The following is a 25193-nucleotide window of genomic DNA, read 5'->3' as shown; positions in this document are numbered from 1 at the left end:
GTATAGAGTGGCAAATTTTTTGATAAAGGCAAGTCTTTGTTTTGACCAGTTAGTTGAAAGCAATATGTGATAGCAACACATATAACATTTACTAAAGTGAGCAAGTCACCTTTAGTAATTGCTTAAACTAAAGTAAAAAAACCTCCTACCGGAGGTGTAAAACGTCCGAAAATATCTCTGGCAAACCTGCCAAAAAGCTTATTTTCGGTTGGTAATTGGCTCATTTAAAAGAGCGCTAAACACATCTTGAGTAATTGATTCTGCAAGGAGCATGAGGAACGCGGCATGAACCAGGCTAACAACGTACTCGAAAGCATATATCAGCCTGACCTAGAAATAATGAATCAGCCTGAGCTCGAGTTAGAAGAACTCTTAATAGACGATGAAGAGGACTTGCTGATCATCGATGAAGGTGACGAGGAATTTTTAGAGCCTCAGTCTGATGAGGACGACGCAAAGTCTGGAAAAGCCGCTAAATCGCGTCGTCGGACACAGAGCAAGAAAAAGCACTATACCGAAGATTCAATTCGGCTTTACTTGCAAGAAATTGGTAGAATTCGTCTGTTGCGGGCAGACGAAGAAATTGAATTGGCGCGGAAGATAGCCGATTTGCTGGAATTAGAGAGGGTACGCGAAAGACTCTGTGAGCAATTAGATCGCGATCCTCGAGATAGTGAATGGGCAGAAGCAGTACAACTGCCACTACCAGCCTTTCGTTATCGCCTCCATGTTGGTCGCCGGGCGAAAGACAAGATGGTGCAATCTAACCTCCGTCTTGTAGTTTCAATTGCTAAGAAGTATATGAATCGTGGTTTGTCGTTCCAAGACTTAATTCAGGAAGGCAGTCTCGGTTTGATTCGTGCCGCTGAAAAGTTTGATCACGAAAAAGGTTATAAGTTTTCTACATACGCTACATGGTGGATTCGCCAAGCAATTACCCGCGCGATCGCAGATCAATCCCGCACAATTCGTCTTCCAGTTCACCTATACGAAACCATCTCTCGGATTAAGAAAACTACCAAACTGCTATCTCAAGAAATGGGTCGCAAACCCACCGAAGAAGAAATCGCCACTCGCATGGAAATGACCATCGAGAAGTTGCGGTTTATTGCTAAATCCGCCCAGTTACCTATTTCACTAGAAACGCCAATTGGTAAAGAAGAAGATTCTCGATTGGGCGATTTTATTGAATCCGATGGTGAGACGCCAGAAGACCAAGTTTCCAAAAATCTTTTACGCGAAGACCTCGAAAAAGTCCTCGATAGTCTCAGTCCACGCGAACGCGATGTTCTCAGACTACGTTACGGTTTAGATGATGGTCGGATGAAGACCCTTGAGGAAATCGGACAGATTTTCAACGTCACCCGCGAACGAATTCGTCAAATTGAGGCGAAGGCACTACGCAAGTTACGCCACCCAAATCGTAACAGCGTTCTTAAGGAATATATCCGGTAATCATTGTCATTTTATTGGTCACTAGTCATTAGTCGTTAGTAAATAAACAAAGGACAAATGACAACTGACAAATAACAAATGACAAATGACAAAACAAATAAAAAACCTGGTAGTGAATTAGTACTCCAGGTTTTTTTATTTATAGGTCATCTTAAATATTAAAACTTATAAAATGCCCCAAAAATGTAGAAAGCCTTGGCCAGAAAAAAGCTCAACCAAAACGGCTGCTAAAAAGCCAATCATTGCCAAGCGACCGTTCCAAATTTCTGCTTGTGGGGTAAAGCCCCAACGCCAAGCGTTACGATCTTCAATTACGGGAGTAGTGACTTTTGTTGTGGTTACATTTGTCATTGTTAGGACTCCAAACTTAATTCTTATGGTTTATTACCTTGTGTAAACTAATATAACAAATATTTTCATAAAAGCAACATTTTTTATATTTTTGTTTCCAGAGCTTGACATAAATATCAAAAGCTATTTGTACAGACTAAAACATCAACCTTCAGTGAGATTTACTGAGGTAGAAGAAATGTTATTTGGACTTCTAGCTTTATAAATAATTTTAATTTTATACTATTGATATTAATTATCAACTAATTTGATTAAAATCCTTGATTTTCAATCTATATTGTATTTTAAAATAAAAAGTTTATTGATAATTTAAGTTAGTAGCAGACCATTTCCATTTCTTTTGAAGTCGAGACAAAACCAAGCTTCTCGTAGATACGTTTACCATCCTCAGTGGTGTGAAGCCACAGGCGTTTTGCTTCAGTTACTCTCACAAAGCTAATAATTTCCTTTAATAATGCTGTTGCAATTCCCTGACCTCGCCACATCGGAATTGTATAAACGTTTAGAATGTAGGCTTCTAAGCCGGAGAAATTACCGTTGTAAGGGGGTCGTTGAAAAAATACCAAGCCACTAGTGGCAACAATTTGGTTATCTACTTCAGCTACCCAAGCTAAAAACTCACCCAACGGCATTTTTTCGTCAAGATATTTTCGAGTCGCCTCTGCTAGGTTTGCAGTGTCAGAGTTACCTTTAATCTCGCCAGCCTCCCGCAGAAGTTCGAGACGCAGTTGGATTAGCGCCTCTAAGTCCTGCAAGTTGGCTTGTCGCAAGTTGAACATTACCCTAATCTACGATCGCACTCGGCAACAGTAATGATTTTTTCATCGCGGCTGAGTTGGAGGATGCTTTCACCTTTGACATCCCTACCTAAAATCGGCACTGTTTCCACAGGTATGCGCACGACCCGCTCCTTATTCGTTACTAAAGCTACTTCGCCAGATGTGATCGCCATCACCATACCAGCTAAGTTGTCAGTTTTGCTGGCAAATTTCAGCGCTTGTGTGCCTAAATCGCCCCGATTAGCGGCTCTTAACTGACTCGCAGCCATCCGCTTGGCATATCCTTCTTGAGTAACTAGCAGTAATTGGTCATCTTTACCGACAGTGACACAGCCAACCATTTGCTGATTTCTCAATAATCGAAATGCTTGTAAACCCATCGCTGTGCGTCCCATAATCGGTAATTGTTCATCATTAACTGCAAAGCGCAATAGTCGCCCACCAGAACTAGCTAAAATTAGATGATCCCCTGGTTTGGTGAACTGGGTAAATGACAATTCATCATCGTCTTTGAGCTTCAAAATCGTGATGCCGCGCCGAGTCAGGTTAGTGAATTCTCCCAGGGACAGACGCTTAATTCTTCCCTGCTTTGTTAAAAGAATCATCTGCCTAGTTTCGAGATTTTCCGGGAGCAAAAAGCGGGTGACGACAGCTTCTTGAGTGCCTTGAGCAGTACTACTGAGCATAGTGATTAAAGGTTTTCCCCGTGGAGAACGCCCAGTAGTTAAAGGAATTTCTCCCACATTCACCGGATACACTTTGCCGCCACCAGTTAGTATTAGCAAGTCTTTCCCTGTGTCAGTTAAAACAGTTTGGATAATGAAGTCATTATCGTGCAGACCATTTTCAGCTTTTGACTTTCTCCCAGATGGCTGGGTGCGGCGGACATAACCCCGTTGAGTAAATTCTAAAATCGCTTCTTCTACTGGTTCAGAAGATTTAAGTTCCTCCTCCTGTGCTTTTCTGCTCCTCTGCCCCTCTGTCCTAGACTTCTGCTCCTCTGCCCTAGACTTTTGCTCCTCTGCAATTTTCGTCCGTCGGGGATCGCTGTACTTGCGCTTGAGTGATCGCAAATCTTTTTTCAGCACCTTTAAAAATTCGCGGCGATCGCTCAGTAATAGCTCCAACAATCTAATTTGTTCGCTTAACTGCTCAAATTCCTGCTGCAAATTTTGCTGTTCTAAACTAGTGAGGCGACGCAGCGGCATAGCTAGAATTGCATCTCCTTGTAGCTCACTCAAATCCAGTTGGCTGCAAAGATTAATTTTTGCTGTACTGCCATCGGGAGCTTGGCGCAAAATTTGAATTACCTGATCCAAATTAGACAGCGCTTTCAGCAAACCTTCTACCAAATGCACGCGACTTTGGGCCTTACCTAACTCGTAATTGTAACGACGGTTCAGCGTCTCTTCTCGGAATCTCAAAAACTCCTGCAACAGTTGACGCAAACTTAACTGGCGGGGTTGTCCATCGACTATTGCTAGGAGAATCGCCCCAAAGGTCATTTGTAAAGCAGTTTGGTAATATAAATTCTGGAGAACTTCTTGGGGATTGGTATCGCGTTTGAGTTCAATTACCACCCGCATCCCTTCGCGATCGCTCTCATCCCGAAGATCGGAAATTCCCTGCAAGCGTCCTTGATTTACTAAGTCCGCTACCTTCTCGATCCAGGCAGCTTTATTCACTTGATAAGGCAATTCTGTAATGATAATTGCCGTCCGGCGCTTGCTTCCCCTAGCGGCTGGAATTTCCTCTAGAGTCGCGACTCCCCGCAGCAGAATTCCACCTTTACCTGTGGTATATGCTTCCCGAATTCCCGCTTCACCAACTATTTCCCCACCAGTGGGAAAATCTGGCCCTGGAATTAGCTCAAATAATTTTTCATCTGGCAAATCTGGGTTATCGATTAAGGCAATTAACCCATCGACAACTTCCCCCAAGTTGTGGGGTGGTACATTTGTCGCCATTCCTACGGCGATACCAGAACAGCCATTAAGTAGCAGAAACGGCAACTGAGCAGGTAACACTGTTGGTTCTTGCTGGGAATTATCAAAGTTTCCGACAAATTCCACAGTTTCTTCCCCAATTTCTGTCAGCATTCCCTCATGGCTGATGGGTGCGAGGCGCGTTTCTGTGTAACGCATCGCTGCTGGCGGGTCATTATCGACGCTGCCAAAGTTACCGTGTCCTGCCAGCAAGGGATAGCGGCTAGAAAAATCCTGCACCAGCCTGACTAAAGCATCGTAAACTGATTGGTCGCCGTGAGGATGGTATTTACCCAACACATCACCCACTACACGGGCACATTTTCGATAAGGTCTATCTGGTACCAAACCGAGTTCGTGCATTGCATACAAAATGCGCCGATGCACTGGTTTTAAGCCATCACGCACGTCTGGTAGCGCTCGCCCGACAATCACGCTCATGGCATATTCTAGATAAGACCGTTGCATCTCGGTGTGCAGGGCTGTTGGAATTACCTGTCCCGTTGAGAGAAGGTTTAACTGTTTTGCCATGAGTTTTTTCCCTGAAGTTTAACTACACAAAAGCCAATGCAACTCAACACTGCGGCAACCACAGCATAACGGATGAAATGAGATTCATAACAAAATTTTGATAGTCACAGAAGAAAAAGCAGTAGTATCATCCTTGATGACGAGGATACACATTGACTATTAAAAAGGATGTACACGAGTATAATCTACATAAACTTAATAGCCATGATACTTACCATGATTGCATTTCTTAATTTTGTATTCTGGAATTTTTGAATTTCCTCACCTCTATAACTAAAATTCTCATGAAAACTGTTTTAATTGTCGAAGACGATCTAATTAATGCTCGTGTTTTTTCCAAAATTTTGTCCAAGCGTGGTGGCTTGGGTGTGAAACACACTGAAAATGTCGAAGAAGTCATTAAAATTGCCCAATCAGGAGAAGCCGACCTGATTTTAATGGATGTTTCTTTGTCCAGAAGTGTTTACCAAGGCAAGTCCGTTGATGGAATCAAGATTACACAAATGTTAAAATCCGATCCAAAAACAGCAAACTTACCAGTAATTTTGGTGACGGCACATGCTATGGAAGGCGATCGTGAGAATTTTCTCAAGCAAAGCGGTGCTGATGGCTACATTTCTAAACCAGTTGTTGACCATCAACAGTTTGTTGACCAAATCATCGCACTTTTACCCACAGACTAACACTGGGAATTAACGACTTATTTCAGGAATACTCGCCCGCCAATGTTTTTGGGCAACTAATTCCTGGTTTTATTTAGTATAGATGTACTACGAAAAGGTACTGTTAGGCAAGTGGGGAAATGAAGAATGGGGAATGGGAAATGGGGAGAATAAAAAATTACCTCTTTCCCCTGTGCACCTCTGCTCCCCTGCTCCCCTACTCCCCTGCTTTTATTGAGTAGGCTGTTGTCTAGGCGTAGGCGCTGATGATGAGTTTTCTCGTTGCTGTATGGCTGCTTGAATACGGGGTAATTCTAGGAATTTTTTCGTATCAGACAGTAGACGATCGCCCCAGAGATTTTCTTTGAGGAAATTCAAATTAGCATAGCGCGAATCGATACGGAGTGCAGCTTCTCCCAAGGTTAGTCCTTGTTGGTGATCGCCTTTAGTATAGAGTGCCACGGCTAAGGCCAATAAAGGTTCTGCCGCTTGTTTCTCAAGAGTTATAGCAGATTGCCATCGCTTAATTGCTTCAGGGATATTACCCTGTTCATAGTTGATTAAGCCAATGTTGTTGAGCGCCGGCCAGAATTTTTTATCTTGGGAAACGGCTTTATTGTACTGTGCGATCGCATCTGGCAATTTACCCAGCAAATAATAAGCATTACCCAAATCAAATAATCCCTCTGGATCGTTGGGTTTTAATTTTAAACCATCTTGATAATTGACAACAGCAGCCTGGTAATTTTTCTGTTGAAAATTCGCTGAACCCAAAGCAAACAAAATATCACCATTTTTGGGGTTGAGAGATTGTGCTTTTTTCAGACTAGCGATCGCCCCATCAAACTCTTTGGATTGCAACTGCAATCCACCTAACAGCAACCACACTTTGTCATTCCCAGGAGCCAGTTGACTAGCTAGCCGCGCTCGTGGCAAAGCTAATTCAACCTGTTGAAACTGAGCTAGTTGAGCCGCCTCTTGTGCCAAGCTCAACCCTTGCTTTTCTAACTTTGTCGTATCTAATTGCAGTGTATGGGGTATTAATGCCTGCGCGTTAGCGGCTTTTGGCATACTCCATAAACTACAGACCATCAAAAGAGAAATCAAACGAACATGTTTAGGCACACTACCGCCTTTAAGCCACTAATCAAACAATCTTTCAGCTAGCTTAAACGATCTGCGCTGTTGGCGGTAGCAAAATCTTACCAATCTTGAGGAGACAAGGGGAACAAGCAGGACAAGGGGACAAGGAGGACAAGGGGGAATTATTGAACAAGTCTCCCCCTCTTCTTTGCCTACCTTGTCTCTTCTCAATGCCCAATGCCCTATGCCCTATGCCCCATACCCATTAAACAATTGATGACTTTGGTCATACATCAGTGTGGAATTACAAGTGACTTTGGTCATACATCAGTTTAGATGTTTTGAACGATAATTATTATGTATGAATTTATACGATGAGGTAAATATCAAACACTTTGATATAAAGCAACTGTCTCAGATTGCTTAATCCATACCTAGCAGAATAGAACTTTAATGTAAATAAGGAATCAATTCCATGTTGAAGCCAAGGCGTATATCGATGGTATTAGCTGCCACCTTGCTCGTTGTTCCCAGTCTCTTGACTGCGCCTGCAAGTGCTCAAACAAAAGTCTATGTTGTTGGCGATCGCAATCAGAATTGGGATCGCGACGGCAGATACAATTCTAGAGAAATCAGAAACTTTAGAGACAGGGATAATTGGAACCGCGATCGCAGAACATATCCTGTAGAAGTCAGAAACCCCAGATATCGGGATAATTGGAACCGTGACAACCAATTTGGCAGAGTAGTTAGACTTAGCAATGGTGATATCAGATATCCCAATGGGCAAATCATTCCTGCTAGATCCGTAGTCAGACTGCGCGATCAAGGTTACTTTAGACTTCCTAACGGGGATATTCTTCTTCCCAATCAGGAAATTGTTCCTGCTGGGAGATTAGTGAGAGTGCATGATGATTACTTCAGACTTCCTAGCGGATTAGTACTGCAAATCAACCTTTAAAACACTAAAAACTCAAAATCATTGTCAGTATTAGGCTACCAGGCTATAGTTTTAGCCGTGAATAAATAGCTCGGTAGCCGTTCCTTCTAGACAAAATGAATATGAAAATTGATACACAAAATACCGTAAATTCCTCAGTTTTAGTTCCAGAGCTAAAGAAAAAAAAGGTCAGACGTAATTGGCTCTCTTGGCTAATTGCTCTTTGCCTTTTGGGTGGAATTGGCTATGCCGTTTATTACCAAGTAACGGTTGCTCCTCGTCAAGAAGCCAGACGCAGAGTGCTGACAAGACCTGTACAAAGGCAAAGTTTAACAATCACAGTTTCAGCGAACGGAACGGTGAAACCTGAGCGGTCAATCAACCTCAGCCCGAAAAATTCTGGCATCTTGAAAAGCCTGCTGGCGAAGGAAGGAGATATCGTCAAACAAGGACAGATTGTCGCTTACATGGATGATTCCAACCTCCGGGGGCAACTTACTTCCGCTCAAGGACAATTGGCACAAGCCGAGGCGAATTTGCAAAAAGCGATCGCAGGTAATCGTCCTCAAGATATTGCCCAAGCACAGGGAGTATTAGACGAAGCCCAAGCGAATTTGCAAAAAGCGATCGCAGGTAATCGCTCTCAAGATATTGCCCAAGCACAGGCACGCTTGCAAAGCGCTCAAGCCACCCTTCGCCAAGCACAAGATGATTTTGTTCGTAATCAACAACTCTACAATGCAGGCGGTATTTCCCTTCAGACTCTTAACCAAAACCGTGCCACTCGTGACAGTGCCCAAGCTAGTGTAAATGAAGCACAGCAAGCACTGGGGCTGCAAAAAGCTGGGTCACGTCCAGAAGACATCGAGCAAGCACGAGCTGTAGTGAAGCAGAGACAGCAAGCTTTGGCACTTTTGAAAGCCGGAACGCGCCAAGAAGATATTAATGCCGCTCGTGCCCAGGTAACATCGGCTCGTGGTTCGCTGCAAAACATCCAAGCCGAAATCAACGACACGATCATTCGCGCACCCTTTGATGGTGTGGTAACAAAGAAATATGCCGATCCAGGCGCTTTTGTGACACCTACAACTGCTAGTAGTGAAGTAGCTTCTTCTTCTTCTTCTTCTATCTTGGCTCTCGCTTCCACAAATGAAGTTGTCGCCAATTTAGCGGAAACAAATATTTCTAAAATCAGCCTTGGGCAAAAAGTCTCGATTAAAGCAGATGCCTACCCAGGAAAAACCTTTGAAGGTAAAGTCAGCCAAATTGCTGCCCAAGCAATAGTAGAGCAAAACGTCACTAGTTTTGAAGTGAGAGTATCACTTTTGGATCCTCAAAGGCTACTGCGGTCTGGGATGAATGCAGAAGTAGATTTTCAAGTCGGTCAAGTTCAAAATGTTTTAGTAGTGCCAACAGCCTCAGTGGTTCGCCAAGAAAATGCTACAGGCGTGTTTGTGCAAGGAAAAAATCACAGACCTGTGTTCACTCGCATTGAGACTGGCGTCACCGCGAATAACTTTACCGAAGTTAAGTCTGGATTGACAGGAGACGAAAGGGTATTGCTCAGTTTCCCACCAGGATCGCGTCCGCAATCAACACCAAGAGGAGGAGTTTTCCCTGGTCTAGGTGGTGGTGGTGGAGCCGGAGGAGGCGGAAGAGGAGCAGGTGGTGGTGGAGGTCGTTCTCAAGGTGGTTCCGGTGGTGGAGGTCGTTCTCAAGGCGGTGGTTCCCCTTAAAGTTAGTTTTAAATAAAACATTATGTTTAAGATATTTAAGGGCTTTTACAAAGCGAAAAATACCCGCACAGTACCATTGCTGGAAATTTTGACAATGGCGGCGGAGACTCTGTGGAGTAACAAATTACGCACAGGTCTAACTATGTTGGGCGTGATTATTGGGATTTCTTCAGTTATTGCCATTACTTCTGTCGGTCAAGGAGTACAAAAAGGAGTTGAGCAACAGATACAAGCATTGGGTACAGATGTGATCCAAATATTGGCGGGTGCAGCAAGAAGCGGGAATGTCCGTCAAGGAGTAGGTTCTAGCAGTACCTTGACTTGGGAAGATGCGAAAGCGATCGCTACACAAGCGCCATCAGCACAGTTGGTTTCTGCTTATCTCCAACGGACTGCTCAAGTTGTATATGCAGGACAGAACACCTCAACAACCATTTATGGCACTGATTTAAACTACCCAGAAGTCAGAAATACTCACCCCCAACAAGGGAGATATTTTACTCAAGAAGAACTAGATACTGCCGCACAGCTTGCCATTCTTGGCCCGACAGTTCAAAAAACACTCTTTGCACAGGGTGTAAATCCGATCGGTGAGAGAATTCGGATTCAGGGAGAGGCTTATGAAGTAATTGGGGTGATGGAACCTAAAGGCGCTCAGGGGCCGATGGATCGAGATGACCAGATTTTTATTCCTCTAACTAGTATGTCAAAGAGACTAGTTGGGAATAATGCCTTGGTGGGCGTTTCTGTAAGTGGAATTTTAGTCAAAGGTGCAAATCAGGAGCAGTTAGAAGCCGCTCAGTTTCAAGTTACCAATCTCTTACGGCTACGTCATAATATTTATCCGCCACAAGCTGATGATTTTCGGCTGACTAATCAAGCTGATATTGTTAGTACCTTTACTAGTATTGTGGGTTTATTTACAGTCATGGTGGTAGCGATCGCTGGAATTTCTCTGGTAGTTGGTGGTATTGGTATTGCTAACATTATGCTAGTTTCTGTGGTCGAGCGGACGCGAGAAATCGGGATTCGCAAAGCCGTAGGAGCCACTAATTCTGCAATACTTAATCAATTTTTAGCGGAAGCGATCGTGATTTCCATTGTCGGCGGAGGTATTGGGATGGTGACTGGCGTTTTATTAGCCTTTGTAGCTGCAAATGTTTTCAAATTTCCCTTTGTAATTTCTTTCTTGTCAATCGTTGCTGGCTTTGTACTCTCATTAACTGTTGGCTTAATCGCTGGGGTAATTCCAGCACGGAACGCATCTAAATTAGATCCAATCAATGCTTTACGTAGTGACTAAATAATTCAAAAAAACAAAATTGAAAAATTAAATACTTCTCTGAAAACAGGTGAATATATGCAACTTGAACTAGATCATATCTTTGTCTGTGTTGAACCAGAAGCACCACCAGCAGATATACTAACTGCTTTTGGACTCACAGAAGGTACTCGGGGAATTCATCAAGGTCAAGGGACTGCAAATGTTTGCTTCTTCTTTGAGAATGCTTATCTTGAGTTACTTTGGCTTTTTGACGCTAACGAAATCCAGTCTCCTCTTGTTCGCCCTACAGGTTTGTGGCCACGCTGCCGTTGGCAAGAAACACAAGCTTGTCCTTTTGGCATTTCATTCCGCTCAACAGCGTCAGATTTACGAGAAATGCCATTCCCTACTTGGGATTACCATGCAAAATATCGGACACCAGGAGCTTCTATTCTGATCGCAACTAATAGTGATAATTTATCAGAACCCTTGATTTTCATTTCACCCACAACAAAAAAACCTAGAAATTTATCCTTAGAACGGCGACCTCCTTTAGTTCATCAAGTTGGATTTAAAGAAATTACAGCAGTACAAGTCACCTTACCCGGTGTTCAAAAATTTTCTGCCGAAGTGAGAATGCTAATTGAGCTTGAATTAGTACAATTTTCACATGGCAACTTTTACCAATTAGAAATAGAGTTTGATAACGTCAAAGAAGGTAATTCACAATCTTTTGGCTCACAACTACCAATTGTAATTAGATGGTGATTATGGTATTTGATTACAGTAACTACATTTTATTTATTGATAAATTTTATATATTAATATTGCCACTTATTTGCAAATAACCTAAAAACTAAATTTTATTCGCAGGTTATAAAATCAATGTAACTTTTGAAAACTTAACAACCAACAGCCAATAATTTATCAAGCAAAAATCAATATGCCAACAATGATTTGGATGGAATCTATTACCAAAACCTATCATTTGGGAGAAGTTAGTGTTCCCATACTCAAGGGAATTGAACTCTCCATTGAAGAAGGAGAATACGTCTCAATTATGGGTGCGTCAGGTTCGGGTAAATCGACGCTGATGAATATTTTGGGATGTCTGGATCGTCCCACAACTGGAGACTATATTTTTGAAGGCAGGAACCTGACGACTTTTAATGATGATGAATTAGCTTATATCCGCAACCAAAGGATAGGTTTTGTGTTCCAACAATTTAACTTATTGGCGCGGGCGACAGCGTTAGAAAACGTTATGTTGCCAATGGTTTACGCTAACTTGCCCAAGCCAAAACGCCGAGAAAGGGCATTAGAAGCCTTAGAAAGGGTAGGATTAGGGGGACGTATAGCTAACCGTCCTAGTCAACTCTCTGGCGGACAACAACAACGAGTAGCGATCGCTCGTGCTTTGGTTAACCGACCTGCATTAGTTTTGGCAGATGAGCCGACAGGAGCTTTGGATACTGAAACTTCCCATGAGGTAATGAGTTTACTGACTGAACTTAACGATCAAGGGATTACGATTGTGATTGTCACTCATGAACCAGATATCGCTGCTCAAACCCAAAGGATTATTCGAGTTCAGGATGGTTTGATTGTCGGTTAATTTGTTAAGATTAACCTTTTGAGGAGGAATTTAAGATTTAAATCATTGTCAGGTCAATCAGGATGAAAAATTTTGATTATATCCTCAAATAACCTAATTAATAACTATATCTGGATTATGAATTTCAGCTTATTCTTCGTGCATTTTACCTGGTTTACTATCGCATTCGCAATTCTTTTTCCAAATGCAGCAAGTGCAGCAACTCCGCCAAAAGCACAGAATTCTTCAAGCTCTGTACAAGTTCCCGAACGCCTCAACCCCAATCCCAATCCTCTGCAATTTCCCACTAAACCTGAGGAAGTAAGGATTCAGGAAACTGTGCCAATCAGTTTGGCACAAGCTTTGGAACTCGCAAAACGCAACAATCGAGATTTACAGGTAGCTATATTAGAGTTAGAACGCAGTCGCTCGGCGGTCCGCGAGGCTCAAGCTGCCTTGTATCCTACTCTTGGGATTAACAGTAGCGTGACTAATAATGGTAATGGTTTTAATAACAATTCATCTCAATCCAGCACCACTTTTAATGGTTCAGCCCAACTGAACTATAATCTCTATACTTCTGGGAACATACAAGCGACTATCCGAGCCGCAGAAGAACAGCTACGGGTAGATGAATTAAATGTTGAAACTCAGTCTTTGACAATTAGCTTGAATGCCACAACTCAATACTACGATTTGCAACAAGCAGATCAACTAGTCAGAATTAATCAGTCTGCTGTGATAAATGCCCAGGCTAGTTTACGGGATACTCAAGCCAGAGAACAAGCTGGAGTAGGTACACGATTCGATGTGCTGCAAGCTCAGGTGAATTTAGCAAACGCCCAACAACTACTAACTAATGCTTTCTCACAGCAGCAAATTGCCCGTCGTCAGCTTGCCACATTGTTAAGTTTGTCACAGTCAGTTAATGTCACTGCCTCAGACCCTGTACAATTAGCGGGTCTTTGGCCGCAGACGGTAGAACAAAGTATTGTCCAAGCGTTTCAAAATCGTCCAGAGTTGCAACAGTATTTGGCACAACGTAATATTTCCGAGCAACAGCGACGACAGGCACTTTCACAGCTAGGGCCGCAAGTTAGTTTGGTAGGCAACTACAATCTACTAGATCGGTATAATGATGGCGCGAGCATTACTGATGGCTATTCAGTGGGACTTCAAGGAAATCTAACATTGTTTGATGCGGGAGTAGCAAAAGCGCGTGCAGATCAGTCGAGAGCTAATATTGCGATCGCAGAGACTCAATTTGCTACCCAGCGCGACCAAATTCGCTTTGATGTAGAACAGTATTATGCTCAATTGCAATCCAATTTAAATAATGTGCAGACTTCTAGTGTGGCTTTAAATCAAGCCAGGGAAGCTCTGAATTTAGCAAGGTTAAGGTTCCAAGCTGGTGTGGGCACTCAAACAGAGGTAATTGATGCTGAAAATGACCTGACAAGAGCAGAAGGTAATCAAGTTGAAGCTATTTTGGATTACAATCGCGCTCTAGCTAATTTGCAAAGATCCGTCACTTCTAGGGCTTCGCGCTAAAACCAAATCATTAGACATCCGGTGAAATTAAATATGCGTTATCCACAACCCTTGTAGAGAAGTAGCACTGCTACCTCTTTACATGAACCTATGCCACTAATGCCAGATTGTAGTAATCTATTTTTTGGCAAGAGGTTGGGTTTATCAGTGATGGCTGGACGTTTTGAGGGATTGAGCGACTTAGAATGGAAGCGATTTGAGGATATATTTCCTAAGCAGGTGTCCAAGCGTGGTAAAGGAATGCCTCATGCACCGTATCGCTATGTATTAAATAGTCTATTATACATTCAGATATGTTATGACAGTGTTGATTGCTCAAAACCTTGAAGCAACTGGGTTTATACTCATAACTTAGCACTCAGCACTCAGCTATATCTAAGCTTGGAACAACTATGGCACAGTAATTACTGCTACTGGGCAATGGGCTTTACTCAGAATAGTATCGACTCTATGACCGAAGAAAACGCGACCCGTAACCATTCGGATACTACTCCCTAGAAGAATTAAGTCAACTTCCTCGGTTTGGGCAAACTTGAGGATTTCCCTTTCTGGGCTACTTCCTTGAAGAATATAAGTTTTGACATCAGCACCCAGATTGCGGCCCATTTCTGCTTGCTGTTCGAGCATATCGTGAGCAATTTCCTTCACTGGAGCTAGCGATCGCTGTTCGTAAAGAATATACTCAACCTGTGGCAAATTAATTACGTTAACGATCATCACTAATGCCCCGGTTTGAGCAGCGATCGTACTTGCCATCTCTACGGCATTTTTGCTATATTCTGTCCCCACCGTTGGTACCAGAATCTTGTTGAGCTGTTGATGAGGGATTTTGCATATCTCGCCTTTTATTTGAGGTAGATGCGACTTCACCACCATCGTTGCACAAGGCGCTTCTTGGACAACCCGATCAACAAGCAAATTGAACAATGCTTTCTGGGGACTTATCTGTTCAGAAGCTCCCAGTACGATTAAGTCATAGTTTTTGTTTGCTTCATTCAAAATTACCTCCGCTTTATTACGCCCAGACTCCGTTTTTGTTTGCAGGGTGGTATCAGCAGGTAGCTGCATTTCCTCAGTCACAGCAGCCAGAGCTTGCTCGGCGGCGGTATCTTTAACCTGGGTTGCTGCCATTCGGCGGGTTCTGCTTTGAGGTTGCTTATCACTTAGAGCATATAGAGATGTAACTTCTATCGAGTTTTGGTGAGCCATGTAACCAACTAGTTGCGCCGCAAGTTGGATGTTGGGGCCACCACTAGTAGGTATTAAGACACGCTGGATTTGCTTGATAAAGCTGCGGCTATCCTGTTCTTCTTGTTGCAAACGTTGAGCTTCCTCTTCACTCATAACCACCTTCGACAAACACCAGCGCAAAAGGGGTGGAGCCATTAGGGAAGTGGCGATCGCCACCATGACAATAATCGAGTACATCTGGGGATTGAGCACTCCTAAAGATAAACCAATCGTGGCAACGACAATTTCCATCGCCCCACGAGCATTCATCCCGGAACCCATCGCCAAACCTTCCCAATGACTCAAGCCACCGACGCGAGAGCCAAGGTAAGCACCTGTAAATTTACCAGCACAGGCAACAACGAGAACAATCAAGCCAAATAGCAACGTTTCAGGGACTAACAGAGCTAGTAAGTTAACTTTCAAGCCTGCTGAAGCAAAGAAAATTGGCGCTAGAAAGCCTGCTGTGAAAACTTCTAGCATGTGTCCAGCTTCATTACTAAAGCGGCGAGATTGACCTGCCAGAATTCCCAGCACGAAAGCACCTAATGCAGCTTCTAAACCTAATGCGTGGGTAAGTGCTGCTGCTGAGAGCGAAAGAATCAGCACAACCGATATACTAGCGGAGATTCCACCAACATAGTCATCAACCCAGCGCAAAATCTGGTCTACAATGGTACGCCCAATTGTAAAGGCGATCGCTAAAAACAATATAGCTGCACTCACAGAATGGAAAATAGTTCCAAAGTCAAATTTGCCGCTACTAGCTAAACCTGAAACCACAGAAAGTAAAATCCAGCCGATGGTATCGTCAGTCATCCCAGCAGCTAGGGTAACTTGACCAATGTCACGGCGAATCAGGTTTAAGTCCATCAACACCTTAGCAATCACTGGGACTGCCGAAATACTCATTGCTGTGGCGATGAACAGACTGAATACTAATCGCTTTTCTGGCTCGGCTAAAAAATTATCTGGCAATAGCCAGCCCAGTCCAAATCCGGTAAAAAACGGGACAATAATTCCGCCTAGTGAAATCAAAAGAGCCGTTTTACCCTTACGAAGAATCAGCTTGAGATCCGTTTCCAACCCAGTCACAATCAGCAAAAATAACACACCTAACCAAGAAATCACTGAAAGTAAATTAGACTGTTCTTGACTTTTGGGAAAGATGTGCGCCTGTAAGTCTGGAAGAAGCAAACCAAATAGAGAAGGCCCAAGTAGCACACCTGCAAGTAATTCCCCAACAACAGGCGGTAGATTAATCCGGCGCATCAACTCACCTAATCCCCGCGCGACTAGAAGCAATAGTGACAGTTGCACCAGCACCAACAGCAGCTCATGATGACCAAGAGGTTTAATTAAACCGTCACCTGCTGCTTTTTGTGCAGCGAGTACAGGCACTAATATTAGGGACAGGTTTTGCATATAAGCGTCCACAGGTTGGATTATAAATTTTAAAAGGGGCTGCTTTAAGTAAATCTGAAAACGTTTACTTCGACATCGGTCTAGGAGATTAAACTGTGATTGTAATTATTAATGGCAAAATTATCATCTGCGATCGCCCTCATGTGTCAGTTCATGAATAAAGGTCATAAATTTATTTTCGAGCACGAACAAAGAACTTTGTAGTGTCTATCCAAAGACCTTGATCGGTTGCTAATTTCTCAATTTCTGCTTTGTACTCAACTTGCAATTGATTTAATTGTTCTTGTGATAATTTTGACAACAGAGGATTACCTTTAAAATTTATATTAATTACTGTCATCGATAATCTGTTATCACTAAGAGGGTGATAACGTCCTGATGGTTCAATCTTAATTTCGATATCTCTAAAACCTACATGATCAAGCAATTTCCGACATTTTTCTGGATTTCCCAGTGGTTCAAGGATATGTGGTAGCGATACACCCAAAACTCTAGCGCAGATCCTCTGCTGAAGAGATGCCATAATAGCAGTTTCGGGAGGACAGGTGAATGCCACAAATCCTTTTGGTTTCAAGAAGCGATACCACTTTTTTAAAACAGCAATTATATCAGGAAAAAGTACAATTGCCTCACAGCAAAAAACAACATCAAAACTACTATCACTAAAGTTTAAATATTCTGCATCTGCCTCAATCAACTCGATATTTTGTAATCTTGCTGCTGCAATCTTAAGTCTTGCTTGACGCAACATTCCAGGGGTCATGTCAATTCCAACCACATAGCCTTCTGAACCAACTTTTTCAGCTGCGGGTATCGCAACTAAACCCGTTCCAGTTGCCACATCAAGGATTTTTTGCCCCGAATGTAGCCCTACAAATTCAAGTAAAAGCTTGGCTTCTAGAGGATGGCGAGTATCTTTTTCATGGTCATAAGTCGTTCTACTACCATAAAATTCTTTTAGTTGCTGCTTATAAATATCCATATTGGTCATAACCAAATGTCAAATTTTCTCCACTTTATAGTAACTCTTGTTGTGATATTAAGTTGTTCGCTGTTGAACCCAACCCTGACAGCACAAGCCACGACTGGTGCGATCACTGTTTACGAACAGCGTTTTATCCATAGTCCAGATGGTATCGGCAAATACTACATGGGGCGCGAAATTGCCAAAGTTATGGGATACACTGGCGCTGGCTGGCTAGAACGTCCAAGTAGAGAGGGAGAGGAACAGCCAAGTAAGGTAGTCAACGTCCTGAATCTCAAACCTAATGATGTGGTGGCGGATATTGGCGCTGGAACAGGTTACTTAAGCTTTCGTATCGCGCCGTTATTAACAGCAGGTAAGGTGTTGGCTGTAGATGTTCAACCAGAAATGTTAGAAATCATTGAGTTATTCAAAAAAGAGAAGAATATCACTAATGTTGAGCCTGTTTTAGCCACTTTTACTGACCCCAATTTACCATCTGAAAGTATCGATTTAGCCTTGATGGTGGATGCTTATCATGAACTTGAGTATCCCCAAGAAGTGATGCAAGGAATTGTCAAAGCACTTAGACCAAGTGGGAAGGTGGTGCTGGTTGAATATCGCGGCGAAAATCCCTTTATTATGATTAAACGTCTGCACAAGATGACTCAAAAGCAAGTCCGTAAGGAAATGCAAGCTGTTGGTTTGGTTTGGCGGGAAACTAAGAACTTGTTACCTCAACAACATTTAATGGTGTTTGAGAAACCCGATCGGGCTTAGGCAGTACATCAAAAGAAAAATATGTACCAAGCCATAATAAAGTAAGACTCCTTGCCAGAGCAGAAAATCATGGTTAACCCATCACTCAAGCAGCGAATTCCTCTTTTAGAAAATGGCGATCGCCTTACTCGCTACGAATTTGAGCGACGCTATCAAGCAATGCCCCGTCATCAAAAGGCAGAATTAATTGAAGGAGTTGTATACTTGGTATCCCCATTACGCTTTGAAAGTCATGCTGAACCACATGGCCATCTTATCGGTTGGTTGTGGACTTACCAAATTGCCACTTCTGGTGTGAAATTAGGAATTGAGCCAACAGTCCGCTTAGATCGAGACAATGAACCGCAACCAGATGGAGTGTTATTAATCACACCAACATCCCAAGGACAATCTCGTTTGAGCGATGAGATTACATCGAAGGTGCGCCAGAACTGGTAATAGAGATAGCAGCTAGCAGTGTTGCTATTGATTTACATGACAAGAAAAAAGTTTATGGTCGTAATGGAGTAAAAGAATATATTGTTTGGCAAGTATTTGAAAACAAATTAGATTGGTTTAGCCTGCAACAAGGAGGATATGTCTCTTTAGAAGTGGATGTTGATGGAATTATCAAAAGTCAAGTATTTCTTGGTTTGTGGTTGTCAATGTGCGATTTAATTGCTGGTAATATGCAGCAAGTATTAGCTGTATTGCAGTTGGGATTAAATTCTCCAGAACATCAAATATTTGTACAGCAGTTGTCTAGTCAGAATTCAGGAATCAGAATAGTTAAAAAATCAGGAAAATAAATATTTGATGAATATTTTGGCATCAGTCTATTTTTTGAGGAAGGAGACTGGCGCTTTTGGTTGCACTATCCCAAACAATCCAGTTAAGAGAATTATCTAAATCTTCAGGGCTGTTTGAAACTTTGAAATATAGCTTTTCTTCGCCTTTTCTTTCAATAGCAAAGTCGGCGTTTTGAGCATAAACGACTATAAAACCTTTATCTCGCAAACAATACATCGCCCAGGCTTTCAGTGATTGCTTGTATGGTTCGTGTGGAATTGGTGGTTTTGTGATTGTGTCTTCAATTACTTTAAATATTTGCGTGAATTTAGCGGTCATAGTAAATTAAGTAGTGTTTTTTAAGAGCGTGGCATTATGATTAGTTCTCCTTGGGCATTGCGTTCTAGTTGTAAATCGGGATTTTCTTCACACAACTGATAAAACTGCTCTCTTGTCAGTTTCAGAATTGAATTCAGGTTTAATGTCAGTGCTGTCATAGAAGTATTTCCCGTTTTTTACTGACAAATAATTATTTAATCGACATCTGGATCGCAACGAATTTCAATCATAAAGCCATCTGGATCGTAAAAATACACTCCTCTACCAGTAGGACGAGTGACTGGGCCATGTGCGATCGCTATTTTATTTTCTCTAATCGCTGTCACCGCGCGATCGAATAACTGCGGATCGATGTCAAAGGCTAGATGGTAAGCCCTGGTGAAGGTTTTTTCTGGATTGGGATCTGGTGGTGATAATTCTGGTTCCCCAAATAAATCTAGAATTGTACCATCGGGAGTTATGAAGTTGGCTACTTTCCCAGATGCGACTAGTTCCACTAGGGTTGCGGGTACTTCGTCGCCTGTGAGTTCGTGCAAACCCAGGATTGTGCCATAAAAATAGCGCGAGGCTTGCATATCCTTGACGTTGAGGGCAATGTGATGTACTCTACGCAGACTTCCTGGCGCAATAACATTGTTCAGGGATTGGGTGCTAGATAGCATAATTAATAAAATCTCAATACTCAGATAGAAGTTGAACTTTTTTTCAAAGTTTACTATTGCTAATAAAAATTTATCATGGCTTTTGATTATTCTTTAGACTTTAAAAATATTGATTTTCGCCAACACCCTGAACTCTATCGTGTTGGCAAGGGTGAGCAGGGTGTACTTTTGGTAGAACCATACAAATCAGAAATTCTTCCTTACTGGCGGTTCAAAACTCCAGATATTGCTAGAGAGTCGAGTGAAAAAATCTACGAAATTTTTCTTGATTATTTAGAGAAAGATGATTTTGTTGGTGCAGATATGGCACGGAAATTTATCCAAATGGGCTATACTCGCTCTCGCCGTTATGCTAATCATAAAACCGGCAGGAAGTATAAACAAAATTCGGAAGATTCAGGTGTAAAAAAAGAGATTCTTCCTTATGAAGTAGATCCAGTGAAAGCGGAATCAGCAGCAATATTTAAAGCTAAGTGGATAGAAGCAAAGACAAACGAGAAATATCAAGAGCTTTTAGCCAAACATAAGCAAATGTATGAAGTAGATTAGTAACTTTCGTAGGGTGCGTTATCTTGTTAACACACTCTCCAAGATATTTTTGGTACGTTAGCAACAGCTAACGCACCTTACCAAACAGCTGATGAGTCTTTTATACTCGTGAACGAGTCTTTGATACTCGCTGACGAGTCTTTTATACTCGTGAATGAGTCTTTGATACTCGCTGACGAGTCTTTGATACTCGCCGACGAGTCTTTTATACTTGTGAATGAGTCTTTGATACTCGCTGACGAGTCTTTTATACTCGTGAATGAGTCTAGAGGACTGATTTCAGAAACTTTTTACATTGTCGCTGATTAATTAAGAGTAATGCGATCGCATCTTTTCTCTCAGCAATCCAAAAATAATTATGCCCAGTATTACTAAATACGGCATGACCTGTGATATCTCGCTTTAATTTCTTAGGCAGGCATTCATCAAGCAGCACTTTCATAAGAAGATAATACCTTTTTCAGAGCTAGCTTGAGAAACGCTGTTGCCTGTGCGCGGCTCACAGTGGGAAAATCTTCTAGAAAGTCCTCAAGGCGATCGCCTGCTTCGAGATAATCAACCATTGTTTGTACTGGTACGCGAGTTCCATAGAAAACTGGTGTACCAGATATTATAGCGGTTCTCAGTTGGGTGCAATATAGTAACAACAGTGAGTGAACCATCCAATAATGTCTTTTTTACTCACAGAATCTAGGGCATTTGTGATGGCTTGATCTAATTCTTCGTAGGTTCTAGCAGCTTGCGATGCCTGCGGCGGGCTACGCCTACGCAAAAACTCTTTCACCTTCGACCAACAGTTTTCAATCGGTGAAAAATCAGGAGAATAAGGAGACAAGTACACCAACCTTGCACCAACAGCTTCAATGGCTTCCTTAATGCCCTTAACTTTGTGAGAACTGAAATTATCCATGACAACAGTTGCCCCAGGCCAAAGATTTGGAACCAAAACTTGAGTAACATAGGTTTCAAATGCTGACTTATTAGTACCACCAGTAAAAGTCATCGCGGCAATAATTCCTTGTGTTGACATAGCCCCAATCATCGTGACATTTTTTCTGCGCCCATCAGGGCGATCGCCATAAGCGCGAGTACCTTGGAGCGAACGAGCGAAGCGTCTAGTCATGGCGATGTTAACTCCGGCTTCATCAATAAATACTAAGTCTACTAAGTTGACTTCTCCAATAGTTGTCCAATATTCTGCCCTTAACTTTTGCACCCGTTCCGTGTATTTTTCGCTGGCGTGCAATGTTTTTTTTTCCGTGTCAAATTCAGTTTTTGTGTGATTCTGCCCATTGTGGAACGACTTATTTTTACCTGAGTTTTTTGTTCTAATTGCTTACACAATTCCACCAAAGTAGCATCATTATCTGACTCTACTAATAACTCTACTAATGCCAGCTGCTCATGATTGAGCTTTGGTTTTTGACCTCCACCGTGAGGCTTTGCCTCAACTGTTCCACTGTTGCGGTATCGTCTGAGTAAACTTTGAACAAAACTCAAGCTGACGCTAAATCTTTTTGCCAGTTGTCGTTGAGAGCCTTCTTGATTGTTATATGCGTTAATTACTTTTACTTTCTGGCGCAGATCACAGGAGTAAGGTTTCATTCTCCAAGTACTTAGACGTTAATATACTCCATTATCCCATAGTGTATTTTACTCAAGCAGGAACTGCTATAGTTGAGGTTCCATATCGCATCTGGCAGTGTAATATTGAAGGATTGCATAAGCTGGTTACATTGTTAGCGATTAATTTCAGATTAACGCGATCGCATCTCCTTCTCACCAAGCCAACCAAAATCATACTGTGCAACAATAGCTGTAGCTTAGTCGGAGTACAAACTATGGACTGGCGACAGTACATTCATTCAGACCCCAAAATTTTGCTGGGTAAGCCGATTGTCAAAGGAACTCGTTTATCTGTAGAGTTCTTATTAGGTTTGTTTGCTGCGGGATGGACAGAACAACAAGTGCTAGAAAACTATCCTACTCTTACCTCAGAAGCACTAAGGGCGGTATTTGCTTTTACAGCAGAGTGTATGCGTGAAGAATCTTTGTACACCCTCCCGCTTTTGTCAGAGGCAGGGTAATGCGGTTTCTAGCAAATGAAAATTTTCCCCTAATGAGTGTTAGATATTTGCGCTCTGCGGGTTACGATGTGGCTTATGGAAGCGAAGACGCAGCAGGTGCAGAAGATTCTGAAGTTCTGACACGCGCAGTTCGTGAGGGACGAATTATTCTGACATTTGACCGAGATTATGGTGAGTTAATTTACCGTTTGCGGATGCCATCGCCAGTTGGTGTTGTTTATTTCCGCTATTTTACTGCGACACCAGAGGAGCCAGCTGAAGATTTGCTGCGCCTGCTGAGTCTTGAAGGTATATCTTTAGAAGGCAGTTTTACTGTTGTAGAGCGTACACAGCTACGTCAGCGCCCACTGCCTTAATTTACCTTATTTCTCAAGCAGTCTCTCCTTTATGCTCGCATCTCCCCTTATTCACTCATTGAAACTTGACTGCGGTCAAACAACCACCTATCGCCAACTATTTCCTCTAAACGTTGATTGAGTCGGGGAAGGAAATATTTTGGCTCATTCAGCCGTTGCTGGACAATCCAAGTATCAAAAGCTTGCTGCGTCTCAATTCCTTGGGCTTCTGTCAATGCTATTATCATCCTGCCACCAAGAATCTGGAGTTCCTTAAACAGGGGATGATCTTCGTCTAGCTGACTGCACAAAAACAAAGTAGTTGTTGTTAGCAAGGCTTGAAGTTCATTTCCTTGAGGTAAAGCCTGATAGAGATGAGCGAATATGGTCATTGTATTTGGTAAGGGTACTTGAATATTGAGACAGAGCCAAGTTGCTTGAGCAAAGTAAATTAAACCTTTGCTTTCATCTGCTTCACCTAAATTAGTTATTACTGTAACCAAATGCCTATAAGCTCGAATCTTTACACATAACTGGAGTGCTTGTAGATTTAAATCTAATTGTCTGTCTTTATCTCCTGTCTTCCCTGCAATATAAGCAAGATTTGTCAGAATTTCGGCTTGATATCTAACGTCGCCAATACTCTGACTGATTTTTAAAGATTCGTGCCACAAAGACACCGCTCGTTCAATGTCTCCTAAATCAGCGATTGCTTTTGCTATGTTGTTCAGTGTGGTAGATCTGTTACTGAAATCACCAACAGATTCTAATAGCTCTAAAGTTTGCTGGTATAAGAAAAGCGCTCGTTCAATATCTCCTTTTTCAGCTATTACTCCTGCCATATTCTGGAGAGTTATAGCTTTTCCTCGGACATCACTAATGCGCTCACTTATTTCCAAAGACTGCTGGTACAAGAAAAGCGCTCGTTCAATGTCTCCTTGTTGAGCTATTACCCATGCCAAATTGCCCAAGGTTCCAGCTTTTTCCGTGACATCATCATCAGGGCAAAGGTTTAAGGCTTGTTGATAATGAACAACAGCATTTTCAACGAAGCCTAAAAAGTATTCAGCACGAGCGATGGTTCCAAAGATACGGTAGTCCTGAAAAACTGCTAAAACTTGCTGGCATAGCTGTACAGCTTCTAAAAAACGAGACTTGTTTACCCAATCAGTAGCAACGATATCGCTAACTTTGGCAGCAACCTCCTGTTCTCCAGCTATTAGTCCTAAGCGCAAAACCTCTAATGCTTGTTCGTCCGTACATGACTGATTAGACTCCTCCCACCAAAGTTGATAGATTTTCTTTACCGCTTGCTGTCGCGTTGCTTGCCACTCGGTATCACTCAATACTGGTTTCAGCAAGGATTCTAAAATTGTCGTTACCCGGTAATTAGCTGGCTGGGTGGGTTGAGTGCTGGCGGACTCGACTAGGCTAAGGCTGATAAGCTTTTGAAAAGGTAGAGGTGTGGCGGTAATGGCATTGATGATTTCAACAGTAACGGGCAGATGAAACACACTCAATCGTGCGAGAAACTTTTGTTCTTCCGGTTCCAAGGCATCTAGCAGAGTTTGTGCCAAGATGTCTTCGCGGAATTTCTGCTCAGTCGCCTCTAGCCGATTCAGTAATTCATCCGCCGCTAATCCTGGTTGCTGAATCACCTCTAACAACCACTTCAACAGGCGGGGATTACCATCAGCAATCTTAATAATCCGCCGAGTTCTTAACTGTTGCCTAACTTCTCGATCTAAGGGAAAGCAGATTTTATCAATATCACTGCTGTTCATCCCTGCCAAAGATTCCAAATGCAGGCGATGGGGTGGCAAAGTGTCTTCTTTCAAATAGCGACAGGTGACAATCAACCGACTTTCTGCCCCGTTCTCCGCCAATGCCGCACAAATCGCCCCTAAAATTTCGTAAGCATCTGCCGTCATCCGCAGTGAACCATCTTCAATATTAGCGGTGGGGATGTTTTGCTCAAAGTCATCCAGCCATTGATAAAGTTGCCGTCCCAACTGAGTAAGATCGGGTAGATATAGCAGTTCCTGCTTGAGTGCAATACAGTATGGGATGATGGAGTATATCAACGTCTAAGTGCCTGTAGAATGAAACCTTACTCCTGTGAT

At 42.5% G+C, this 25193-nt stretch carries 26 protein-coding genes and 2 pseudogenes; 14 read left to right on the top strand and 14 right to left on the bottom strand.

From position 1 onward, the window contains the following. Positions 1-285 precede the first annotated feature (285 nt). Positions 286-1455 (top strand): RNA polymerase sigma factor RpoD, encoded by a 1170-nt coding sequence (gene rpoD, locus V7K89_RS04135; protein WP_094353188.1) that lies wholly within the window; start codon positions 286-288, stop codon positions 1453-1455. Positions 1456-1620: 165 nt separating this feature from the next. Here rpoD and V7K89_RS04130 read toward each other — a convergent pair whose 3' ends face one another. From V7K89_RS04130 to gyrA, 3 genes are all read right to left on the bottom strand, one after another. Beyond that, entirely contained in the window at positions 1621-1806 is a 186-nt protein-coding gene (locus tag V7K89_RS04130; protein ID WP_335184608.1) for a chlorophyll a/b-binding protein, read from the bottom strand. Between the two features lie 314 nt (positions 1807-2120). Beyond that, entirely contained in the window at positions 2121-2585 is a 465-nt protein-coding gene (locus V7K89_RS04125) for a GNAT family N-acetyltransferase (protein ID WP_335184606.1), read from the bottom strand. Continuing rightward, positions 2585-5101 (bottom strand): DNA gyrase subunit A, encoded by a 2517-nt coding sequence (gene gyrA / locus V7K89_RS04120; protein WP_335184604.1) that lies wholly within the window; start codon positions 5099-5101, stop codon positions 2585-2587. Before gyrA ends, V7K89_RS04125 begins: the two co-directional genes overlap by 1 nt. A 284-nt stretch (positions 5102-5385) precedes the next feature. On the opposite strand from gyrA, the gene V7K89_RS04115 reads away from it, so the two are divergent. After that, positions 5386-5784 (top strand): response regulator, encoded by a 399-nt coding sequence (locus V7K89_RS04115; protein WP_069073372.1) that lies wholly within the window; start codon positions 5386-5388, stop codon positions 5782-5784. Positions 5785-5994: 210 nt separating this feature from the next. Here the strand turns inward: V7K89_RS04115 and V7K89_RS04110 are convergent, their stop codons facing one another. After that, positions 5995-6888, bottom strand: coding sequence for a tetratricopeptide repeat protein (locus V7K89_RS04110; protein WP_335184602.1), 894 nt, complete (start codon positions 6886-6888; stop codon positions 5995-5997). Between the two features lie 433 nt (positions 6889-7321). On the opposite strand from V7K89_RS04110, the gene V7K89_RS04105 reads away from it, so the two are divergent. From V7K89_RS04105 to V7K89_RS04075, 7 genes are all read left to right on the top strand, one after another. After that, on the top strand, positions 7322-7807 hold the full coding sequence (locus tag V7K89_RS04105) for a hypothetical protein (protein WP_335184600.1): 486 nt from the start codon (positions 7322-7324) through the stop codon (positions 7805-7807). Positions 7808-7908: 101 nt separating this feature from the next. Next, positions 7909-9522, top strand: a complete 1614-nt coding sequence (locus V7K89_RS04100; protein ID WP_335184598.1) for an efflux RND transporter periplasmic adaptor subunit — start codon at positions 7909-7911, stop codon at positions 9520-9522. Positions 9523-9544: 22 nt separating this feature from the next. Then, positions 9545-10825, top strand: a complete 1281-nt coding sequence (locus tag V7K89_RS04095; RefSeq protein WP_416212160.1) for an ABC transporter permease — start codon at positions 9545-9547, stop codon at positions 10823-10825. Between the two features lie 57 nt (positions 10826-10882). Then, positions 10883-11554: a VOC family protein gene (locus tag V7K89_RS04090; protein ID WP_335184596.1), complete on the top strand. Its 672-nt coding sequence runs from the start codon at positions 10883-10885 to the stop codon at positions 11552-11554. Positions 11555-11729: 175 nt separating this feature from the next. Then, positions 11730-12401: an ABC transporter ATP-binding protein gene (locus V7K89_RS04085; protein WP_335184594.1), complete on the top strand. Its 672-nt coding sequence runs from the start codon at positions 11730-11732 to the stop codon at positions 12399-12401. Positions 12402-12518: 117 nt separating this feature from the next. Continuing rightward, the gene (locus V7K89_RS04080; protein WP_335184657.1) at positions 12519-13931 is read left to right on the top strand and encodes a TolC family protein; all 1413 of its coding nucleotides are present in this window, start codon (positions 12519-12521) and stop codon (positions 13929-13931) included. A 99-nt stretch (positions 13932-14030) separates the two neighbouring features. Continuing rightward, a complete protein-coding gene (locus V7K89_RS04075) occupies positions 14031-14258 on the top strand; it encodes a hypothetical protein (RefSeq protein ID WP_335184592.1) in 228 nt (75 codons plus the stop codon). A gap of 63 nt (positions 14259-14321) precedes the next feature. On the opposite strand, the gene V7K89_RS04070 is transcribed toward V7K89_RS04075, so the two are convergent. Beyond that, positions 14322-16586, bottom strand: coding sequence for a cation:proton antiporter domain-containing protein (locus V7K89_RS04070; RefSeq protein WP_335184590.1), 2265 nt, complete (start codon positions 16584-16586; stop codon positions 14322-14324). Between the two features lie 172 nt (positions 16587-16758). Beyond that, complete coding sequence (locus V7K89_RS04065; RefSeq protein WP_335184587.1) at positions 16759-17568, bottom strand: class I SAM-dependent methyltransferase; 810 nt, start codon at positions 17566-17568, stop codon at positions 16759-16761. A 15-nt stretch (positions 17569-17583) separates the two neighbouring features. On the opposite strand from V7K89_RS04065, the gene V7K89_RS04060 reads away from it, so the two are divergent. Together V7K89_RS04060 and V7K89_RS04055 are read left to right on the top strand one after the other, a co-directional pair. Then, positions 17584-18330: a class I SAM-dependent methyltransferase gene (locus tag V7K89_RS04060; protein WP_335184585.1), complete on the top strand. Its 747-nt coding sequence runs from the start codon at positions 17584-17586 to the stop codon at positions 18328-18330. 69 nt (positions 18331-18399) lie between these two features. Next, positions 18400-19118, top strand: a pseudogene (locus V7K89_RS04055) (Uma2 family endonuclease). A 22-nt stretch (positions 19119-19140) separates the two neighbouring features. On the opposite strand, the gene V7K89_RS04050 reads toward V7K89_RS04055, so the two are convergent. From V7K89_RS04050 to V7K89_RS04040, 3 genes and pseudogenes are all read right to left on the bottom strand, one after another. Further along, complete coding sequence (locus V7K89_RS04050; RefSeq protein ID WP_335184583.1) at positions 19141-19437, bottom strand: hypothetical protein; 297 nt, start codon at positions 19435-19437, stop codon at positions 19141-19143. A 29-nt stretch (positions 19438-19466) separates the two neighbouring features. Beyond that, positions 19467-19595 (bottom strand): annotated as a pseudogene (locus V7K89_RS04045) (Uma2 family endonuclease); the annotation flags it as partial. A gap of 36 nt (positions 19596-19631) precedes the next feature. After that, positions 19632-20099 (bottom strand): VOC family protein, encoded by a 468-nt coding sequence (locus V7K89_RS04040; protein WP_335184581.1) that lies wholly within the window; start codon positions 20097-20099, stop codon positions 19632-19634. Between the two features lie 75 nt (positions 20100-20174). On the opposite strand from V7K89_RS04040, the gene V7K89_RS04035 reads away from it, so the two are divergent. Then, on the top strand, positions 20175-20648 hold the full coding sequence (locus V7K89_RS04035) for a DUF4385 domain-containing protein (protein WP_335184579.1): 474 nt from the start codon (positions 20175-20177) through the stop codon (positions 20646-20648). A 265-nt stretch (positions 20649-20913) separates the two neighbouring features. Here V7K89_RS04035 and V7K89_RS04030 read toward each other — a convergent pair whose 3' ends face one another. Genes V7K89_RS04030 through V7K89_RS04015 form a run of 4 tightly spaced genes read right to left on the bottom strand, consistent with a single transcriptional unit; the run spans position 20914 to position 22253 of the window. Beyond that, positions 20914-21090, bottom strand: a complete 177-nt coding sequence (locus V7K89_RS04030; RefSeq protein ID WP_335184577.1) for a hypothetical protein — start codon at positions 21088-21090, stop codon at positions 20914-20916. After that, on the bottom strand, positions 21074-21310 hold the full coding sequence (locus V7K89_RS04025) for a DUF433 domain-containing protein (protein ID WP_335184575.1): 237 nt from the start codon (positions 21308-21310) through the stop codon (positions 21074-21076). The genes V7K89_RS04030 and V7K89_RS04025 overlap by 17 nt, the downstream gene beginning before the upstream one ends. Next, positions 21271-21894, bottom strand: a complete 624-nt coding sequence (locus V7K89_RS04020) for an IS630 family transposase (protein WP_335184573.1) — start codon at positions 21892-21894, stop codon at positions 21271-21273. Before V7K89_RS04020 ends, V7K89_RS04025 begins: the two co-directional genes overlap by 40 nt. Then, positions 21852-22253, bottom strand: a complete 402-nt coding sequence (locus tag V7K89_RS04015; RefSeq protein ID WP_335184571.1) for a helix-turn-helix domain-containing protein — start codon at positions 22251-22253, stop codon at positions 21852-21854. The genes V7K89_RS04020 and V7K89_RS04015 overlap by 43 nt, the downstream gene beginning before the upstream one ends. A gap of 41 nt (positions 22254-22294) precedes the next feature. Here V7K89_RS04015 and V7K89_RS04010 point away from each other — a divergent pair, with 41 nt between their 5' ends. Together V7K89_RS04010 and V7K89_RS04005 are read left to right on the top strand one after the other, a co-directional pair. Next, entirely contained in the window at positions 22295-22735 is a 441-nt protein-coding gene (locus tag V7K89_RS04010) for a DUF433 domain-containing protein (RefSeq protein ID WP_335184569.1), read from the top strand. Further along, positions 22735-23091, top strand: coding sequence for a DUF5615 family PIN-like protein (locus V7K89_RS04005; protein ID WP_335184567.1), 357 nt, complete (start codon positions 22735-22737; stop codon positions 23089-23091). The genes V7K89_RS04010 and V7K89_RS04005 overlap by 1 nt, the downstream gene beginning before the upstream one ends. A gap of 47 nt (positions 23092-23138) precedes the next feature. On the opposite strand, the gene V7K89_RS04000 is transcribed toward V7K89_RS04005, so the two are convergent. After that, positions 23139-25154, bottom strand: coding sequence for a tetratricopeptide repeat protein (locus tag V7K89_RS04000; protein WP_335184565.1), 2016 nt, complete (start codon positions 25152-25154; stop codon positions 23139-23141). Positions 25155-25193 lie beyond the last annotated feature (39 nt).

This window comes from Nostoc sp. (assembly GCF_036917515.1).
GTDB lineage: Bacteria > Cyanobacteriota > Cyanobacteriia > Cyanobacteriales > Nostocaceae > Nostoc.
This window is presented reverse-complemented; position numbering and strand designations above follow the sequence as displayed.

What these genes read in the sequence shown, in the direction of transcription:
- rpoD (WP_094353188.1), top strand. Translation starts at nt 286, where the DNA reads ATGAACCAGGCTAACAACGTACTCGAAAGCATATATCAGCCTGACCTA.
- V7K89_RS04130 (WP_335184608.1), bottom strand. Translation starts at nt 1,806, where the DNA reads ATGACAAATGTAACCACAACAAAAGTCACTACTCCCGTAATTGAAGAT.
- V7K89_RS04125 (WP_335184606.1), bottom strand. Translation starts at nt 2,585, where the DNA reads ATGTTCAACTTGCGACAAGCCAACTTGCAGGACTTAGAGGCGCTAATC.
- gyrA (WP_335184604.1), bottom strand. Translation starts at nt 5,101, where the DNA reads ATGGCAAAACAGTTAAACCTTCTCTCAACGGGACAGGTAATTCCAACA.
- V7K89_RS04115 (WP_069073372.1), top strand. Translation starts at nt 5,386, where the DNA reads ATGAAAACTGTTTTAATTGTCGAAGACGATCTAATTAATGCTCGTGTT.
- V7K89_RS04105 (WP_335184600.1), top strand. Translation starts at nt 7,322, where the DNA reads ATGTTGAAGCCAAGGCGTATATCGATGGTATTAGCTGCCACCTTGCTC.
- V7K89_RS04100 (WP_335184598.1), top strand. Translation starts at nt 7,909, where the DNA reads ATGAAAATTGATACACAAAATACCGTAAATTCCTCAGTTTTAGTTCCA.
- V7K89_RS04095 (WP_416212160.1), top strand. Translation starts at nt 9,545, where the DNA reads ATGTTTAAGATATTTAAGGGCTTTTACAAAGCGAAAAATACCCGCACA.
- V7K89_RS04090 (WP_335184596.1), top strand. Translation starts at nt 10,883, where the DNA reads ATGCAACTTGAACTAGATCATATCTTTGTCTGTGTTGAACCAGAAGCA.
- V7K89_RS04085 (WP_335184594.1), top strand. Translation starts at nt 11,730, where the DNA reads ATGCCAACAATGATTTGGATGGAATCTATTACCAAAACCTATCATTTG.
- V7K89_RS04080 (WP_335184657.1), top strand. Translation starts at nt 12,519, where the DNA reads ATGAATTTCAGCTTATTCTTCGTGCATTTTACCTGGTTTACTATCGCA.
- V7K89_RS04075 (WP_335184592.1), top strand. Translation starts at nt 14,031, where the DNA reads ATGCCAGATTGTAGTAATCTATTTTTTGGCAAGAGGTTGGGTTTATCA.
- V7K89_RS04070 (WP_335184590.1), bottom strand. Translation starts at nt 16,586, where the DNA reads ATGCAAAACCTGTCCCTAATATTAGTGCCTGTACTCGCTGCACAAAAA.
- V7K89_RS04065 (WP_335184587.1), bottom strand. Translation starts at nt 17,568, where the DNA reads ATGGATATTTATAAGCAGCAACTAAAAGAATTTTATGGTAGTAGAACG.
- V7K89_RS04060 (WP_335184585.1), top strand. Translation starts at nt 17,584, where the DNA reads ATGTCAAATTTTCTCCACTTTATAGTAACTCTTGTTGTGATATTAAGT.
- V7K89_RS04050 (WP_335184583.1), bottom strand. Translation starts at nt 19,437, where the DNA reads ATGACCGCTAAATTCACGCAAATATTTAAAGTAATTGAAGACACAATC.
- V7K89_RS04040 (WP_335184581.1), bottom strand. Translation starts at nt 20,099, where the DNA reads ATGCTATCTAGCACCCAATCCCTGAACAATGTTATTGCGCCAGGAAGT.
- V7K89_RS04035 (WP_335184579.1), top strand. Translation starts at nt 20,175, where the DNA reads ATGGCTTTTGATTATTCTTTAGACTTTAAAAATATTGATTTTCGCCAA.
- V7K89_RS04030 (WP_335184577.1), bottom strand. Translation starts at nt 21,090, where the DNA reads ATGAAAGTGCTGCTTGATGAATGCCTGCCTAAGAAATTAAAGCGAGAT.
- V7K89_RS04025 (WP_335184575.1), bottom strand. Translation starts at nt 21,310, where the DNA reads ATGGTTCACTCACTGTTGTTACTATATTGCACCCAACTGAGAACCGCT.
- V7K89_RS04015 (WP_335184571.1), bottom strand. Translation starts at nt 22,253, where the DNA reads ATGAAACCTTACTCCTGTGATCTGCGCCAGAAAGTAAAAGTAATTAAC.
- V7K89_RS04005 (WP_335184567.1), top strand. Translation starts at nt 22,735, where the DNA reads ATGCGGTTTCTAGCAAATGAAAATTTTCCCCTAATGAGTGTTAGATAT.